Raw genomic sequence first — 14,336 nt, forward strand, 5'->3', positions numbered from 1 at the left:
CCATTCATGCATCGCCCATATCAATGTTAGCCACTTTCATCACCGCTTGGGTGCGGTTATTGACCTCGAGTTTTCGCATGATGGCGGTCACATGGGCCTTGACTGTGGCTTCTGAAATGTCTAAATCATAAGCAATTTGTTTGTTCAGCAGGCCTTGTTTGATCATGCCCAATACTTTGAGTTGTTGGGGCGTTAATTCAGCCACTTGGCGCGTGGTCTCAGCAATGCCCTCATCTTGTGTGATGTAGGCTTGTTCGTTGAATTGGTATGGGAAGTAAATATCGCCTTTCAGTACAGTATTTAAACCTTTTCTGATGTCTTCTATACTGGCTGACTTGCTGACGAAACCCAATGCGCCGAAGTGTTTGGCATGCATGATGGTTTCTGGTTTATCGTTGGCTGAAATCATGATAATGGGCAAATCAGGATATTTCTTTTGCACAAATGCCAAAGCGGAAAACCCTTCAACCCCAGGCATATTTAGATCCAGTATCAATAAGTCAGCATCGTGGTGTTCACGTAATTCAACGCGCAGCGTATCAGATGATTCAGCTTCAATGATTTGGCAACCATTTTGTTCCAAGTTCAGAGCGCCTCTGAGCGCATTCCTGAACATCGGATGGTCATCGGCAATGATGATTTTATCAACGGCTATGTTATCAATGTCCCAATTCATCGTTTGTTGTTTTACTTGTTTAGTCTGTTGTTGGTGAGGTGAACCACCACTTCAGGTTCGGCCAAGGTCGAAGTATCACCCAATTGGTCATGTTCATTGGCCGCGATTTTGCGCAAGATGCGACGCATGATTTTACCTGAGCGAGTTTTAGGCAAGCCAGGGGCCCATTGGATTTTGTCCGGTGTGGCTATTGGGCCGATTTCTTTGCGTACCCATTTGACCAATTCCATGCGTAAGTCATCAGACTCACTGACACCACTGTTCAAAGTGACATAGGCGTAGATGCCTTGGCCCTTGATGTCATGGGGGTAACCCACCACAGCCGCCTCTGCCACGGCGTCATGCGCCACCAAGGCACTCTCGACCTCAGCAGTACCCATGCGATGACCAGAAACATTCAGCACATCATCTGTACGACCTGTGATCCAATAAAAGCCATCGGCATCTCGTTTGGCACCATCGCCGGTGGTATAAACACCATCAAAAGCAGAAAAATAAGTGGTGTAAAAACGGGCATGATCACCGAACACTGTGCGCATCTGTCCAGGCCATGAATCGGTGATGACTAAATTGCCACTGGCTTCACCAAATAATTCATTGCCGTCATTATCTAGCAGGGCAGGCATCACGCCGAAGAAGGGGCGGGTGGCTGAACCTGGTTTCAAATCGGTTGCGCCTGGTAAGGGTGTGATCATGATGCCGCCAGTTTCGGTTTGCCACCAGGTATCAACAATCGGGCAGCGTTCATCGCCAACCACTTCATAATACCATTTCCAAGCTTCTGGATTGATCGGCTCGCCAACAGAACCTAACACCCGCAAAGACTTTCTGGATGTGGCATTGACTGGTTCATCGCCTTCTTTCATCAAAGCACGAATAGCAGTGGGGGCGGTATAACAGACGTTGACTTGGTGTTTGTCACAGACTTGCCAGAAACGACTGAAGTCCGGGTAATTGGGCACGCCTTCAAACATCAAGGTGGTGGCGCCATTGGCAAGGGGACCATATACCACATAGCTGTGACCAGTGATCCAGCCAATATCAGCGGTGCACCAATAGGTATCGCCTGGGTGGATGTCAAACACATACTCGTGGGTCATTGAGGCATAGACCAGATAACCACCTGAAGTGTGTAACACCCCTTTGGGTTGGCCCGTGGAACCAGAGGTATACAGAATGAACAAGGGGTCTTCTGCATTCATGATTTCGGGCTCACACTGGCTGCCTACGCCTTCACTGGCCTCATGGTACCAATGGTCATGAGCCTGCCAATTAACGGCTTCATCAGATGTCTTGATTACCAACACCGATTCCAAGTAATCTTTAACGCCAGGTTTTTCAGCGGCTTTATCCACGTTGGCTTTAAGCGGTATGGACTTGCTGCCACGCACGCCACGGTCGGCCGTGATGACTAACTTGGATTTACAGTTAATGATGCGGTCACCCAGTGCATCGGGTGAAAAGCCACCAAACACCACCGAATGTATGGCACCAATGCGGGCACAGGCCAGCATGGCATAGGCCGCCTCAGGAACCATTGGCATGTATAAAGTGACTCGATCACCTTTGCTGACACCGAGTTTTTTTAAGGTGTTAGCAAATACGCACACCTGCTTATGCAGCTGGGCATAAGTGATGTGTTTTGACTCATCGGGGTTATCTCCTTCCCATATGATGGCAGTTTGATCAGCCTTTTCCGGTAGGTGTCTATCGATGCAGTTGTAGGATACATTGAGTTCACCATCAGCAAACCATTTGATGTGCAGGTCATCTTTGGCAAATGAAACATCTTTTACTTGGGTGTAAGGTTTATACCAATCAAGGCGTTGACCATGTTCAGCCCAAAAGCCTTCATTGTCCTCAATGCTTTGCTGATACATGGCTGAGTATTTTTCATTGTCACAAATCGCCTTTGCGGCAAACTCAGGATTAACTGGATACAGATTTTTCATGGCAGAACTCATATGGTTTTTTGCTTAAAAGCTTACTATGACATTGTTCGGTTTTTTATGGCATTAGACCTTGGTCGTAGGCAGCAGTCTTGTCACTGTTTTATGCATCACTGCATGCCTGGAAAAGAGCTGACTTTTTTGACTTCAATGTCGGGAAATGAATCCACTACCTGGACTTTGAAATCAGGGAACGAGTCAACTTCTTGCCATTGGCCGCAGTCATCAGGAAACGAGGAAACAAACTCAACATGAATGTCGGCAAAGGAGCTGACGTATTTGATTTTAAGATCAGGGAAAGAGTCGACGAATTGGACCTTGCCTTTGAGCTCGATGCCATTGTGATAACAAGATTTTTGTCGTGATTGGGAGGTGGTTTGTGTTGATGATTTATTGGATTTCTGATGGCTGCTTTGTACCGGCATGACAGAATGCCTGGCACCGATGGGGCCTGAGTCCTCAAACAAGGCAATAAGTATGATGATGCTGATGATAACAATCGCAATTTTCAAATCTTTGTCCATGATGCCGCTCTTTTGTTGGTGTCTATTTATTTTATAAGTTTTAACGGTGACTGTCGATGAGAGATTTTCAGGGCATGTTGAATTAACTGGTGATGTCTTTGAGTTTTACCGCTTTGTGCTGTTGTTGTCGGTGGCAGATTTGCGCCAGTAGCAATTCTGCCGTGGCGATGGCATCTTCCATCGCATTGTGAGCATGGTAACGCGGCAAGTTATAGTCGTTGCGCAAATTAAACAGGCGCAATTGATTGGCACCTATGGGGCGAAACAGCCGTTGCAGTTTTCTTCGTTCTATTTGTAGGGTATCGACCATCACCATAGGCAAGGCATGACCATACAGTTGTTCACTGATGCGTTGGATGAAGTTGTATTCTATGCTTTGGTAATGTGCCACCACCGCTTTACCAGCCATGTGTTGTAGTAATAAGTTCATCATGGCTTTGATGCCGATGCCTTGACTGACCTCATCATCAGTGATTTGGTGGATGCTGACATTGTCACTTTCGAGTTTTTTTTCAGTTTTGACCAAATGGTGTTGACTGCGATTGAGTTGCACCCGACCTTGACTGATTTCGGTGAAGCCGATACTGATGATATGGTCTCTTTGGTCATCCAAACCAGTGGTTTCAAAATCCAGCACCAAATAATCAACAGATAAGGCCGGTAGATTCAGGTCAACCAATGGCGTCATTAAATAATTTTTCAATTGACCCATTGGGTTCAGGCGCAGGGCACGATCAATCAGCTTTTGGTTTTTATTATTCCAGAACATCAACTGCGCTTACATTTGGCCTTGGTTGTATTTCTTTGATAACACGTCTTGATAGGTGCTGATCAATTCAAATGCATCTTTCAGGTGCCGGCGTTCCAGCGAGGAGAGTTCGTTGGGATCAACATAGTTATCAGCGGCTTTGCCCAGTTTGATGTTTTTGACTTGGTGCTGCAGTCGCACCATGCTGAGAAATTCAAAACTGTCGACTAAATCTTCTGCAGCCTCCTGTGAAATAATACCAGCTGCTTCAGCGCTGCTTAACCGGTCGGCGGTATTAATCACTTCGGTACCGGCATCCAAAGCAAAAACCCGGGCAATATCAGTACAAGGCATGATGCCGCGTTTTTTCATGTCTAGGGCTTTGTTTTCTGCCCCATGTGATTCCAAGACGAAGCGACGAAACAAACCCAAAGGTGGTTTGTTCTGCTGTGCATTGGCGGCCATGTATGCCAGAAAAATGCGGTTGTTTTTAATCATGGCGTGCACTTGTTGTTGCAGTGATTGAAACAAACTCACATCGCCGTAAACACAGCGCAAATCGAAAAAGATACTGGAATACATCAAAGCCTTGGGCTCGGGTTGGTTGATCCAGCGATTGAAGTAAGACACCCATTGTTGCAGTGGCTGACGCCATTGGCTGTTGCTGGCCATAACATCTCCTGGGCACAACACATAACCACATTGGTTCAAGTCATTGGAAACTGCCGCCGCGAGTTGTTCAAAATAGCTGCCATGAAGTTGTTCATCATACTCATCCGAAAGCAACAAGCCATTGTCTTGATCAGAGTGTGCTGTTTGGTCATTGCGAGCCAATGAGCCGGCGACCATATAAGCGAAAGGAACGGGTGCCTTACCGAGTTTTTTCAGATTAAGTTTGATGACTTTTTGAATGATGGCACGCCCAATGGAACTGATCGAATAAGCGATGTCGTTGGCATTTAAATCAGCATCGACCATCTTGCATAAAGCCGTAGGCAGCTGAGCGCTGAGTTGTATCAATGTTTTTTGGTCATCGGCTTTGTGAATTTGATTAACCAGGTAAATGGGGTTGTGACTTTGGTGGTGAATCAAGTCAGTGGCAGTGATCATGCCCAGTAGTTTTTGGTCTTGAACCACGGGTAGATGCCTGACGTTCAAGCGTGTCATCAATAACATGGCCTCCAAGCCTGTTTGTTGTGGGCCAATGGTGATCACATCTTGGGTCATGATTTCACTGATGGCCACCTCAGTGTCCAGGGCTTGGGTCACCACTTTGGTACAAAAGACTCGGTCAGTTACTATGCCTTTGAGTCTGTTTTGTTCAGTGATCAAGGCAGCTGTTTGGTTGCTGTCACGCATCATAAGGGCAGTCTTACGGATACTGGTATTGGCAGGGATTCTCAAGGGTTGGTGGTGTAAGAAGTCGGCCACTCTGGATTTTATCAGGATGTTTTCTTGGCCAGTTTTGAGTTCGTTGATAGCGCTTTTCAGGCGTTGGTTTTTCTGTTGGCTGAAGTAGTTTTTGAAGTCATTGTTGCTGATCATCAGCTGCTGATAAACTGCATTGGGTATCAAGTAAAATAAACTGTCCTCTAGGGCAACTACTTTGTTTTTGATCAGGCCGCCGCGTTCCAGCGCTTTGTGGCCGAAAAAGTCCTGGCTACTGAACTGGGCCACCAAACCGTCCTGGTGGTCGGTTCTTTTCACGGCCCCTGAACGAATCAGATAAAGCCATTGGTTCTGTGTTTCTGGTTCAAGAATGGTCTCACCACGGGCAGTGTAGGCTATTTCGATGGCCGCGGTTAACTGCTTCAATTCATCAGCGGTCAGTTTGTTCAATGGGTGGGTGTTTTGCAGAAAATCGTGAATTTCAAGTTGTTCTATTTCCATCAGAATCTAACCTCTGACTCGGCAAAATAACCTTTGCCTTGGTATGAAAAAGCAATGCGAATGTGCTTGTATTTAGCAATGATATCATTGGGCTGCAGTTTAATTTGCCAGTATTTGTTGTCATCAGATTTCATCATTTGGAATTGTCTGAATGGTTGTTTGTTATCAGTGAAAGCCTCTGCCATGCCTAAAGTTAAATGCTTAACTGGCTGGGTTGTTATCAGGGCCAGTTGTTGTTGTCCTTGTTGTTCATTGCTGATCAATTTCAGTTCAACAGCAGGGGATATAAACACACAAGCATTTTCTGTCGGTAAACAAGAGCCAGCCAGCTGCAGTTGGCCATATGTCTCATCGGCCTGTTTTGATGAAATGAAATAGCCAGCGCCTATGTATCCAGCAATGGCCAGCAATGGGGCGATAAAAAATGCAGTTTTTAAATGTCTGTTCATGTTTTGGCTTTTCTTTTGATTATACTTTTTTTAAACGCCAACAGGGGCTTGATTGCCCCTGTGATTTCACTTTGATTGATGCAGTTTAAAAAGCATACTTGGCGCTGAAGATTAAGCGGTTTAATTCACCATCGGTGCCACTTTCAATTTCACGTTTACCATGCAAATAACCCATGCCCAGTGTTAACTTGGGTGCTGGTGAATACAACAGGTTAATTTGTGCACTTTGAGATGACTTGGTGACACCACCGCCGGTGTAATCAGCATCGTTATCGATGTCTATGCGAGATAAGATGAAGTTTGAGCGCCATTGGTCGCTCCAATGGTGTCGATAAGCCACTGCCACTGCGGTTGAATCAATGGTGTCGAGTGAGCCGTTGTCTGTAACAACTGCGGCGTTGGCTGTGTTCAATGCCACATAGCGTCCCATGCCTGCACCAGAGGCCACGTTGAATCGAATGTCATCGCGATTGCCGAGCTTGTATTTACCAGTCAGACTTAAGCCATAGGCGGCCTCACTGGTGTCATCACCGACGTTATCCAGTTCTAAGTAACGGAACAAGCCGGCCACTGCCAGATGCCCCCAGCCTGCTTTGTGGGTGTATTTAGCCACAAAGTCAGGTGCGCCGTTGTCGTCAGAGACAATGCGACCACCGCCGCCAAATGGGGTGAGGGTGGTTTCAGGGTTTTCCAAAGCCAATGACCATGGGCCTTTGCTGTACCTGACCATCGCTTGACGTTCAAATACGATGCCATCAGAGGCGGCCAAAAAGTCAGCAGATTCAGGTAGTGCGCCAACGTCTTGGAAAGTCGACCAAGTTTGGCCAAACAACCAGTCGTTGTAGGTAATGAATGCGTGCCTGATTCTGGGTTGGTAGGAGTTACTGACTCGCTCGTTGCCGCTGGGTGCCAGTAAAAAATCCAACTCAATGAAAGTACCAATGTCATCACCATTGGCTAATTTGTGAGTGGTTTTCAAATTAAACCTGGTTTCTTTGGCATGAAAATCAAAGTCAGTGCCTTCCCCTTCGCCACCCACTGGAGTGGTGCCTGGGATATAGAAGTCTCGACCCACTGATCCAGCGGCCAAGTCACCATCACTGTAGGCTGAGAATGATGCGGTGGTTTTGACAAAGCCTCCGAATTTATAAGTGCTTTGAGGTGCTGCTGACTTTGCTTCTGCCTCAGCAGCTTTCGCTTCCGCCATTTCTTGGGCGGCTTTTTGTGCCTGAGCGGCTTGCATTTTCTCGGCTTTTTGTTCGGCTTGATCTTTTTCAGCCAACTCTGCTTTTAAAGACATGAGCATGGTTTCCAAAGCGGTGATTTTGTCTTCTAATCTTTGAAATTCATCGCCTGAAGCGGCTGCATTGCCTGAAAACAAGGCCGTTGAGATGGCTGCAATCAGTAGTTTCTTTCTGGTTTTCATTAACACCTCCAATATAAATGATGGTGTTATGATATTTAATAAATGGCATACAAGGTATTAGCCATTGGTAGATACGACTAAAGTCTAATAAAGTAAAACAGTGTTATTTTTTCATCACCATCACTGCCAAAGAAAAGACGTAAGCAGCCAGTATTTTTTCATCAAGTAATAAAGTCCTGCCATCTAACATCTGCATGGTGTCAGAGACGGTTTGAATGACCCCGCCCATCAATACCAGCATGGCTGCGGTGTGGGCTTTTTGTCGATTGATTTCTTTTTCGCCGATTCGATATGTTTTGTTCGATTGTTGTTGCAAGGCCAGTTTGAGACCCGTACCAGCCACAATCAATGACATGAACAAGCTCAGGTATTCGCTGTAAAAGGGCAGTGCATCCATAGGTGATTGAATTTGAAAATAGGAGATTATAGACCATCTTGACAAATAGATAATTAGATGATAATCTAAATATATGAATGAGTCTAACCAACAAGCGTCGCTATTTACTGCCATTGCAGATGTGCAGCGACGCAAAATATTGGCCATACTTAAAGAACAGGAACTGTCAGTGGCAGACATCAAATCACATTTTGATTTCAGTGGCGCCACTTTGTCGCATCATTTAAGTATTCTTAAAAAAGCTGAATTGGTCAGGGTCAGAAGACAAGGACAACAACGCATTTACACCTTGAATTTAAGTGTGGCTGAGGAGTTGTTGTTGATAATGAAACAATTATTTAACAGAGAAAATGATGAAATTGAATAAACTTTTTATCTCGGTCGTAACTGTATTGATTGTCACTTGGGTGGTGGCAATTATGTATGAGCCCAAACTACCTGAACAAATTCCAACCCACTGGAACATCAAAGGTGAGGTGGATGACTACACCAGTAAGCCATGGGGTGTTTATATGTTGCCGTTAATTTCTACAATCACCAATTTATTGTTGTTCTTTCTGCCTAAAATAGCGCCGAAAGGATTTAAGTTAGAAGCCGCAAAAAAAGTCTATGAAATATTGATCATGGTGATGGCCGTTTTTATGTTGGCTGTGATGGTGTTGATGTTTGAGGCTGCTTTGAATAATGACATTGACATGAACAAGTGGATATTGGGTGGTGTTGGTTTGTTGTTTGTTATTATTGGAAACTACCTCAGTAAAGTCCCTAAAAACTTCTTTTTAGGCATCAGAACACCATGGACCTTGGCCTCAGATGAAGTGTGGTTCAAAACCCATAAATTGGGCGCTTGGGCTTTTGTGATTTGTGGCTTATTGGTCATGATTGGAGCACTGTTGTCTTGGCCTGTTTGGCTAATGACGGGTTTGTTGATGGCAGCCGGATTCGTACCAGTGATTTATTCTCTGATTGTTTATAAGAAAATTGAAGGATTTTCAGACTGAATGTTTAACCACCATAAAAATATCTAATCCGTTAAAGGGGTTGCTTCTGGCACTGTTTTAGCACTGTGCATTTGCTAAAATGTACATCACTGGAGTTAAATGAGGCGTCTTTATGTGTGGAAATATTTTTTTGGACTTTGCCTGTATGGCAGATAACAACCTACAACCATGAACATATTTAAGTTGGTTTTAGCATTTTTAAGTACAGCTGCAGTGAGTTTGATACTGTACTATCTGGTTTATAAACAATACGGCACAGACTCATTGGATGACACCAAAGATAACAAGGCCTTGAACAAAAAAGTGAAGAACGAGGATTGGTCCATTCAGCATGTTTTGATGTCAAAGTGGATGTCATTTGGTGGAGGTTTTTATGGCGTGATTGCGGTACTGACCTATGTGGTGGTTGAGTTCAGGGAAATTTATGACTTTTTAACCAGTGAAGGCAGTCTGATTGAAACCATCACTTCGATTGGGGTGGGTGATTTGGTGAATCTGTTCGTTAATTCAATCATGAATTTTGTTACAGCCATCGCTTGGCCAGCTTATTGGTTGAATAAAATAGAGGGCTATTCAGTTTGGGTTTGGTTTGTGGTTGTATACTCGGGGTTTTTGGCCGGACAGTTTTGTGCCAAAAATGTCATCAACCCGTATCAAGAAGATTAAAACACGCTTTACTTCAGTTTTTTGCCTGCTGTTGTTCGTCCTCAATTGCGTTCATGCCGAAAAACAAAATGCTGTCATGGATGCCGAGACAGCACAACCCTTTGAGTTGAATGGTTTTCAGGCAATGATTAACCAAATCAATGGTGTCGTTTATACCGAAAAAACCCATTTTAAAACCAGAAACAAAGACGGATCACCAAAATACCTGCATCAGTTGGCTGATGATGTGTATGAAATGACAGTTTCATCGCCGGGCGAGTACAGCCTGACGCTAAAACCTGAAACATGGTTTAAAATCACCCAGGTCGATGGCAACGCCTTTCAAGTAAAAATCGTTAATTTAATCGACATGTGGGAGCAGCATAAGACGGATGAATTTAACATCACCTGGCAGGTCGATAAAAATGTCTATTGTGATGACTGTAAAGTCACTCGGATAAAAACCCGAGACGGTAATCAGCCGGGATTGATGCGCCAAACCCAACCTTTTGAATTATTGGGTTTTGCGGTGATGATGAAACAATTGTATGGCGTTGAGGCGGTTGAGGACACAGCAAAAAACGAGCGCAAAGCCAACGGAGCCCCAATGTATTTGCACCAAATTGAGGATGAGGTTTACACCTTAAAAGTCTCTGAACCAGGGAATTATGACTTGATTTTAACGCCTGAAGAATGGTTTGAAATCAATCAGCTCAAAGGTGATGTGTTCGAAGTAAAAATTATCAACCCCAGTAAAATCAGGTCTGAGGAACATGATGAGTCATTCACGGTTGATTGGCGATTGGAGACAGTCGACTGATTAGAAATCAATAAGCAGTCTTTGGTTGTTGTCGGATGTGGTTTATACTGATGTGTCACCCATTAAGAACAACACACCATGAAATTTATCGCATCCTTATTGTTGCTGGTGCTGTTTTCAAACAGCATATTCGCAGAAAAAAACCAACACCTTGAACTGCTTGATGTGTTCAATTTAGAGTACGTCTCAGACCCGCAAATATCACCCAACGGCAAACAAATCATTTATACCCGCCACTTCAAAGACGTGATGACCGACAAAAATCACAGTAACTTGTGGATCATTGATTTTGATGGTAAGAACAACAGGCCGTTGACCACCGGTAATCACAGTGCCCGAGCAGCCAAATGGTCTCATGATGGGAAAAAAATTGTCTACCTTTCTGATCATGCCGATGACAAAACCAAGTTGTATGTGATGTGGATGGACTCCAGAGATTCAGCACCCTTGACCAACTCCAAGTACCCACCAGCACAAGTTTCATGGTCTAGGGATGATAAGCATTTGGTGTTTACTCAGTTTGTACCCAAAGCCAAAAAATCATTGGTACAAATGCCAACCAAGCCCAAAGGGGCGCAATGGAACAAACCACCTATTTATATTGATGACATGAACTACCGTGCTGATGGCCGTGGCTTTCTGCCTGCCGGTAATCGACAAATTTTCAGTTTGCCGATTGATGGTGGTACGCCGCGTCAGTTGACTGATTCAGCACATAACCACCAAAGCCCCATTTTCTCTGCTGATAAAAAGTCGGTGTTCTTTACTGCTAATTTGCATGAGGATCATGAGTTTGAACCACTCAATGCTGAAATTTACCGCTTGGACTTGACTGACTTAAGCATCAAAGCCTTAACCAGCCGATTTGGCCCTGATGGCAATGCGCAATTGTCTCCTGATGGAAAAAAACTGGCTTATGTTGGTTTTGATGATACCTTCCAGGGACACACTGTCAGAAAGCTTTATGTGATGGATGCTGACGGTAATAACCAAAAACTCATCTCAAGTGAGTTGGATCGTTCGGTGCAGTCCATGGCATGGGCGGCTAACTCAAAAGGGCTGTACGTACAGTATACCGATCGTGGTGATGGTAAGTTGGCCTTGGTAAAACTCAATGGCTCAATCACTGATGTGGCTGAGAAAATGGGTGGTTTGTCACTGGGACGTCCATACAACGCAGCGGCATTTTCTGTGGCTGAAAATAACCGCGTGGCTTTCACTTATGGTGGCACGGAACATCCGGCAGACCTGGCTGTTGTTAATAACAAAAAAGTGCGTCGTTTGACCCAAGTGAATGCCGATTTGTTTGATCACAAAGCTTTGGGAGAAGTTGAAGAGTTGTGGTGGCAATCATCAATTGACCAACGACAGGTGCAGGGCTGGCTGGTGAAGCCGCCTCATTTTGATCCCAATAAAAAGTATCCTTTGATCTTAGAAATTCATGGTGGACCCTTTGCCAGTTATGGTTCGGTGTTTTCTGCTGAAGTGCAGCTATTTGCTGCAGCTGGTTATGTGGTGCTGTATGCCAATCCACGGGGCAGTACGGGGTATGGTCAGGAATTTGCAAATTTAATTCATCATGATTATCCCAACAATGATTACCATGATTTGATGTCTGGGGTGGATAAGGCGATTGAGTCGGGCTATGTGGATGCAGATCAGTTATTTGTTACTGGTGGCAGCGGCGGTGGGGTATTGACTGCTTGGATAGTCGGTCACACCGATCGTTTTAAAGCGGCTGTGGTGGCCAAGCCAGTGATTAATTGGATCAGCTTTGTGTTGTATGCGGATAATCCGGGTTTTTTCTACAAGTATTGGTTTCCTAATAAGCCATGGGAAGACACTGAAAACTATTTGAAACGCTCGCCCTTGTCATATGTTGGTAATGTCACCACGCCCACCATGTTACTCACTGGTGAAGAGGATTTTCGCACACCCATTGCTGAGTCTGAACAGTATTATTCAGCTTTGAAGTTACAGAAAGTGGAATCGGCCATGGTCAGAATCCCTGGTGCCAGTCACGGCATTGCCAGCCGTCCCAGTAATTTGGTCGCTAAAGTAGCTAGTATTTTGGCCTGGTTTGAAAAATACCGAACAGCTGAATAAAGGTTTAATGTCACACCCCTCAACCCGTTACTATGGGCAAAGGGGTGTGCATGCTTCATCATCGAATGGCTTTACCAAAACGAATTATAGGCCATTTACAATGTGTTCACTCCAATTTTCCATTGCTTCATCTAACGCCTTGATGGCATCCAGCTCAAACAAGCCCAAAACCTTGATTTGATCTTCGTTGCTGCGCACTTCAGGGCTGGCCAGTTCCCAGCGCTCGACCACGCCAATGTGGACCCGACCGACCGGGTTGCTGTTATCTAATATATAGCCCAAGTGGGTTTTGCTGATGATTTCTGAAACTATCAGTTCTTCATCAATCTCTCTTTGTGCCGAAGTTTCTATGGTTTTATCCAAATTGATTACGCCTTGTGTGTCATAGGCCAAATCAAAGGCATCAATGTGGCCACCAAAACCAATGGAGTTGAGGTTGTGTAGGCGGCTTTCACCGCCTTTTTTGGTGCGTTGGTAAACCGCAATTTTGCCTTGGTATGAAAGGATCACATAGGGAATGATTTGCTTGAAATTCTCGTCCTCCTCAAGGTGGGGGCGAGGGCCAATCCACAGTTGGTTTAAATCAAATATTTGTTCATTGGTTTTGATGAATCCGTCACCTTTGATTTTGGTTGAAACCAGTTCGCTGGCGGTGCAAATGATGTGTTGCATAGTATCCTAAGTCATGAAAAAGATGAATTCTATCACCCAATGGCAGTGCTGTGCTTTTAGTTTGTTTCTTGCATCGACTTGAGGGCGTTGTATTTGACTTGGTAGCGGTTGGTTGTCTTTATGGTGTGGGCGTTCTTCATCGCCATTTCCATCGCTGTGAGGGCCTGATCAATGCGACCTAATTTAAAATTAGCGGCGGCTATACCGGCATAGGGTTGGTGCAAATAGTCCGCTTTTTCAATGGCTTTCTCATAAAATCTTATTGATTTTCTTAAGTTGTCAGCGGCCAGTTCTTCATCCGCCAAATCCAGCCACCTGAAAGGGTCTGGATTGTCATAGCTGGCAATCACCGTGGCCACCTGTTCTGCTTCAGAGTGGCGCCCATTTGTGATGAGTAAGTTGTGGTAGTTGTTAAGTAATTCTAAATGGTCGCCTTTCAATGACAGGCCATATAGGTAACTGTTTTCAGCCCACTGCTGGTGACCCGTCCGGTGATAAAGTACACCCAGTATGTTCACAGCTATGAGGTTGTTTGATTTAATGTTCAAAGCTTCTTTGATGTTGGCATAAGCCGCATCATACTCACCTTTGAGCATGTGTTCCGCGGCTTTGTTACTGTAATGCAGCGAATAAAACTCATTGGTTTTTACTTTTCTCAAAGTGCGTGAACCGGTGTGGAAAAATAATCAACTTTAACCCGGTCATTGGGCTTAACAAATTGTTTGGTGCTTTTGGTGGTTTTGTTATAAACCTCAGCCCGGATGTGCTGCGAGGACAGTTCATAATTGTTTTCACGCTGAAACACCGGAGGTGTTCTGGCCAACTCATAACTGATGCCCACGTGAGTGAGTTTGGATAATGCTTTGGTCAACAAGGCCAGTGACATGCAGTTACCGGCGTTTTGGGACAATGATTCTGAGGCTGTGAGCGTCTCTGAGTGGAAATAAAATGCTCAAGGTGGTTTTTTAAATACTCGAAGACCCTTTGCGAATCTGACAAATCGCGGTATTCATTACTGTGAAATTTACTTTTG

At 44.7% G+C, this 14,336-nt stretch carries 16 protein-coding genes; 5 read left to right on the top strand and 11 right to left on the bottom strand.

Annotation, left to right across the window (positions count from 1 at the left end):
- Positions 1-4 precede the first annotated feature (4 nt).
- From QNI24_RS13460 to QNI24_RS13495, 8 genes are all read right to left on the bottom strand, one after another.
- Entirely contained in the window at positions 5-676 is a 672-nt protein-coding gene (locus QNI24_RS13460) for a response regulator (RefSeq protein WP_267177395.1), read from the bottom strand.
- A gap of 11 nt (positions 677-687) precedes the next feature.
- Positions 688-2,628: an acetate--CoA ligase gene (gene acs, locus QNI24_RS13465; protein WP_267177394.1), complete on the bottom strand. Its 1,941-nt coding sequence runs from the start codon at positions 2,626-2,628 to the stop codon at positions 688-690.
- A gap of 107 nt (positions 2,629-2,735) precedes the next feature.
- The gene (locus QNI24_RS13470; protein ID WP_267177393.1) at positions 2,736-3,149 is read right to left on the bottom strand and encodes a 7(1) septoil knot domain-containing protein; all 414 of its coding nucleotides are present in this window, start codon (positions 3,147-3,149) and stop codon (positions 2,736-2,738) included.
- Positions 3,150-3,231: 82 nt separating this feature from the next.
- Positions 3,232-3,918, bottom strand: coding sequence for an exonuclease domain-containing protein (locus QNI24_RS13475; protein ID WP_267177392.1), 687 nt, complete (start codon positions 3,916-3,918; stop codon positions 3,232-3,234).
- Positions 3,919-3,927: 9 nt separating this feature from the next.
- Positions 3,928-5,787 carry a putative nucleotidyltransferase substrate binding domain-containing protein gene (locus QNI24_RS13480; RefSeq protein ID WP_267177391.1) on the bottom strand — a complete coding sequence of 620 codons (1,860 nt, stop codon included), beginning with the start codon at positions 5,785-5,787 and terminating at the stop codon, positions 3,928-3,930.
- Positions 5,787-6,236 (bottom strand): hypothetical protein, encoded by a 450-nt coding sequence (locus QNI24_RS13485; protein WP_267177390.1) that lies wholly within the window; start codon positions 6,234-6,236, stop codon positions 5,787-5,789. Before QNI24_RS13485 ends, QNI24_RS13480 begins: the two co-directional genes overlap by 1 nt.
- Positions 6,237-6,321: 85 nt before the next feature.
- The gene (locus QNI24_RS13490; protein WP_267177389.1) at positions 6,322-7,662 is read right to left on the bottom strand and encodes a DcaP family trimeric outer membrane transporter; all 1,341 of its coding nucleotides are present in this window, start codon (positions 7,660-7,662) and stop codon (positions 6,322-6,324) included.
- Between the two features lie 103 nt (positions 7,663-7,765).
- Positions 7,766-8,059 (bottom strand): hypothetical protein, encoded by a 294-nt coding sequence (locus QNI24_RS13495; RefSeq protein ID WP_267177388.1) that lies wholly within the window; start codon positions 8,057-8,059, stop codon positions 7,766-7,768.
- A gap of 73 nt (positions 8,060-8,132) precedes the next feature.
- Here QNI24_RS13495 and QNI24_RS13500 point away from each other — a divergent pair, with 73 nt between their 5' ends.
- The 5 genes from QNI24_RS13500 to QNI24_RS13520 all read left to right on the top strand — a co-directional run bounded on the left by QNI24_RS13500 (position 8,133) and on the right by QNI24_RS13520 (position 12,631).
- Positions 8,133-8,426 (top strand): metalloregulator ArsR/SmtB family transcription factor, encoded by a 294-nt coding sequence (locus QNI24_RS13500; protein ID WP_267177387.1) that lies wholly within the window; start codon positions 8,133-8,135, stop codon positions 8,424-8,426.
- Positions 8,413-9,060 (top strand): SdpI family protein, encoded by a 648-nt coding sequence (locus QNI24_RS13505; RefSeq protein WP_283708743.1) that lies wholly within the window; start codon positions 8,413-8,415, stop codon positions 9,058-9,060. Before QNI24_RS13500 ends, QNI24_RS13505 begins: the two co-directional genes overlap by 14 nt.
- A 168-nt stretch (positions 9,061-9,228) precedes the next feature.
- Positions 9,229-9,726: a hypothetical protein gene (locus QNI24_RS13510; protein ID WP_267177385.1), complete on the top strand. Its 498-nt coding sequence runs from the start codon at positions 9,229-9,231 to the stop codon at positions 9,724-9,726.
- Positions 9,698-10,525, top strand: coding sequence for a hypothetical protein (locus QNI24_RS13515; RefSeq protein WP_267177384.1), 828 nt, complete (start codon positions 9,698-9,700; stop codon positions 10,523-10,525). The genes QNI24_RS13510 and QNI24_RS13515 overlap by 29 nt, the downstream gene beginning before the upstream one ends.
- Before the next feature lie 78 nt (positions 10,526-10,603).
- On the top strand, positions 10,604-12,631 hold the full coding sequence (locus QNI24_RS13520) for a S9 family peptidase (protein WP_267177383.1): 2,028 nt from the start codon (positions 10,604-10,606) through the stop codon (positions 12,629-12,631).
- Positions 12,632-12,715: 84 nt separating this feature from the next.
- Here the strand turns inward: QNI24_RS13520 and QNI24_RS13525 are convergent, their stop codons facing one another.
- Genes QNI24_RS13525 through QNI24_RS13535 form a run of 3 tightly spaced genes read right to left on the bottom strand, consistent with a single transcriptional unit; the run spans position 12,716 to position 14,213 of the window.
- Entirely contained in the window at positions 12,716-13,303 is a 588-nt protein-coding gene (locus tag QNI24_RS13525; RefSeq protein ID WP_267177382.1) for a hypothetical protein, read from the bottom strand.
- 56 nt (positions 13,304-13,359) lie between these two features.
- Positions 13,360-13,962, bottom strand: coding sequence for a hypothetical protein (locus tag QNI24_RS13530; protein ID WP_267177381.1), 603 nt, complete (start codon positions 13,960-13,962; stop codon positions 13,360-13,362).
- Positions 13,959-14,213, bottom strand: a complete 255-nt coding sequence (locus QNI24_RS13535) for a hypothetical protein (protein ID WP_267177380.1) — start codon at positions 14,211-14,213, stop codon at positions 13,959-13,961. Before QNI24_RS13535 ends, QNI24_RS13530 begins: the two co-directional genes overlap by 4 nt.
- Positions 14,214-14,336: the final 123 nt, after the last annotated feature.

This window comes from Marinicella marina (assembly GCF_030065545.1).
GTDB classification, from domain to species: Bacteria; Pseudomonadota; Gammaproteobacteria; order Xanthomonadales; family Marinicellaceae; genus Marinicella; species Marinicella marina.

Excerpts from the sequence above, each read along its gene's own strand:
- QNI24_RS13495 (WP_267177388.1), bottom strand. The coding sequence starts at position 8,059 with ATGGATGCACTGCCCTTTTACAGCGAATACCTGAGCTTGTTCATGTCA.
- QNI24_RS13490 (WP_267177389.1), bottom strand. The coding sequence starts at position 7,662 with ATGAAAACCAGAAAGAAACTACTGATTGCAGCCATCTCAACGGCCTTG.
- QNI24_RS13480 (WP_267177391.1), bottom strand. The coding sequence starts at position 5,787 with ATGGAAATAGAACAACTTGAAATTCACGATTTTCTGCAAAACACCCAC.
- QNI24_RS13510 (WP_267177385.1), top strand. The coding sequence starts at position 9,229 with ATGAACATATTTAAGTTGGTTTTAGCATTTTTAAGTACAGCTGCAGTG.
- QNI24_RS13500 (WP_267177387.1), top strand. The coding sequence starts at position 8,133 with ATGAATGAGTCTAACCAACAAGCGTCGCTATTTACTGCCATTGCAGAT.
- QNI24_RS13460 (WP_267177395.1), bottom strand. The coding sequence starts at position 676 with ATGAATTGGGACATTGATAACATAGCCGTTGATAAAATCATCATTGCC.
- QNI24_RS13470 (WP_267177393.1), bottom strand. The coding sequence starts at position 3,149 with ATGGACAAAGATTTGAAAATTGCGATTGTTATCATCAGCATCATCATA.
- QNI24_RS13525 (WP_267177382.1), bottom strand. The coding sequence starts at position 13,303 with ATGCAACACATCATTTGCACCGCCAGCGAACTGGTTTCAACCAAAATC.
- QNI24_RS13515 (WP_267177384.1), top strand. The coding sequence starts at position 9,698 with ATGTCATCAACCCGTATCAAGAAGATTAAAACACGCTTTACTTCAGTT.
- QNI24_RS13475 (WP_267177392.1), bottom strand. The coding sequence starts at position 3,918 with ATGTTCTGGAATAATAAAAACCAAAAGCTGATTGATCGTGCCCTGCGC.
- QNI24_RS13520 (WP_267177383.1), top strand. The coding sequence starts at position 10,604 with ATGAAATTTATCGCATCCTTATTGTTGCTGGTGCTGTTTTCAAACAGC.
- QNI24_RS13485 (WP_267177390.1), bottom strand. The coding sequence starts at position 6,236 with ATGAACAGACATTTAAAAACTGCATTTTTTATCGCCCCATTGCTGGCC.
- QNI24_RS13505 (WP_283708743.1), top strand. The coding sequence starts at position 8,413 with ATGAAATTGAATAAACTTTTTATCTCGGTCGTAACTGTATTGATTGTC.
- acs (WP_267177394.1), bottom strand. The coding sequence starts at position 2,628 with ATGAAAAATCTGTATCCAGTTAATCCTGAGTTTGCCGCAAAGGCGATT.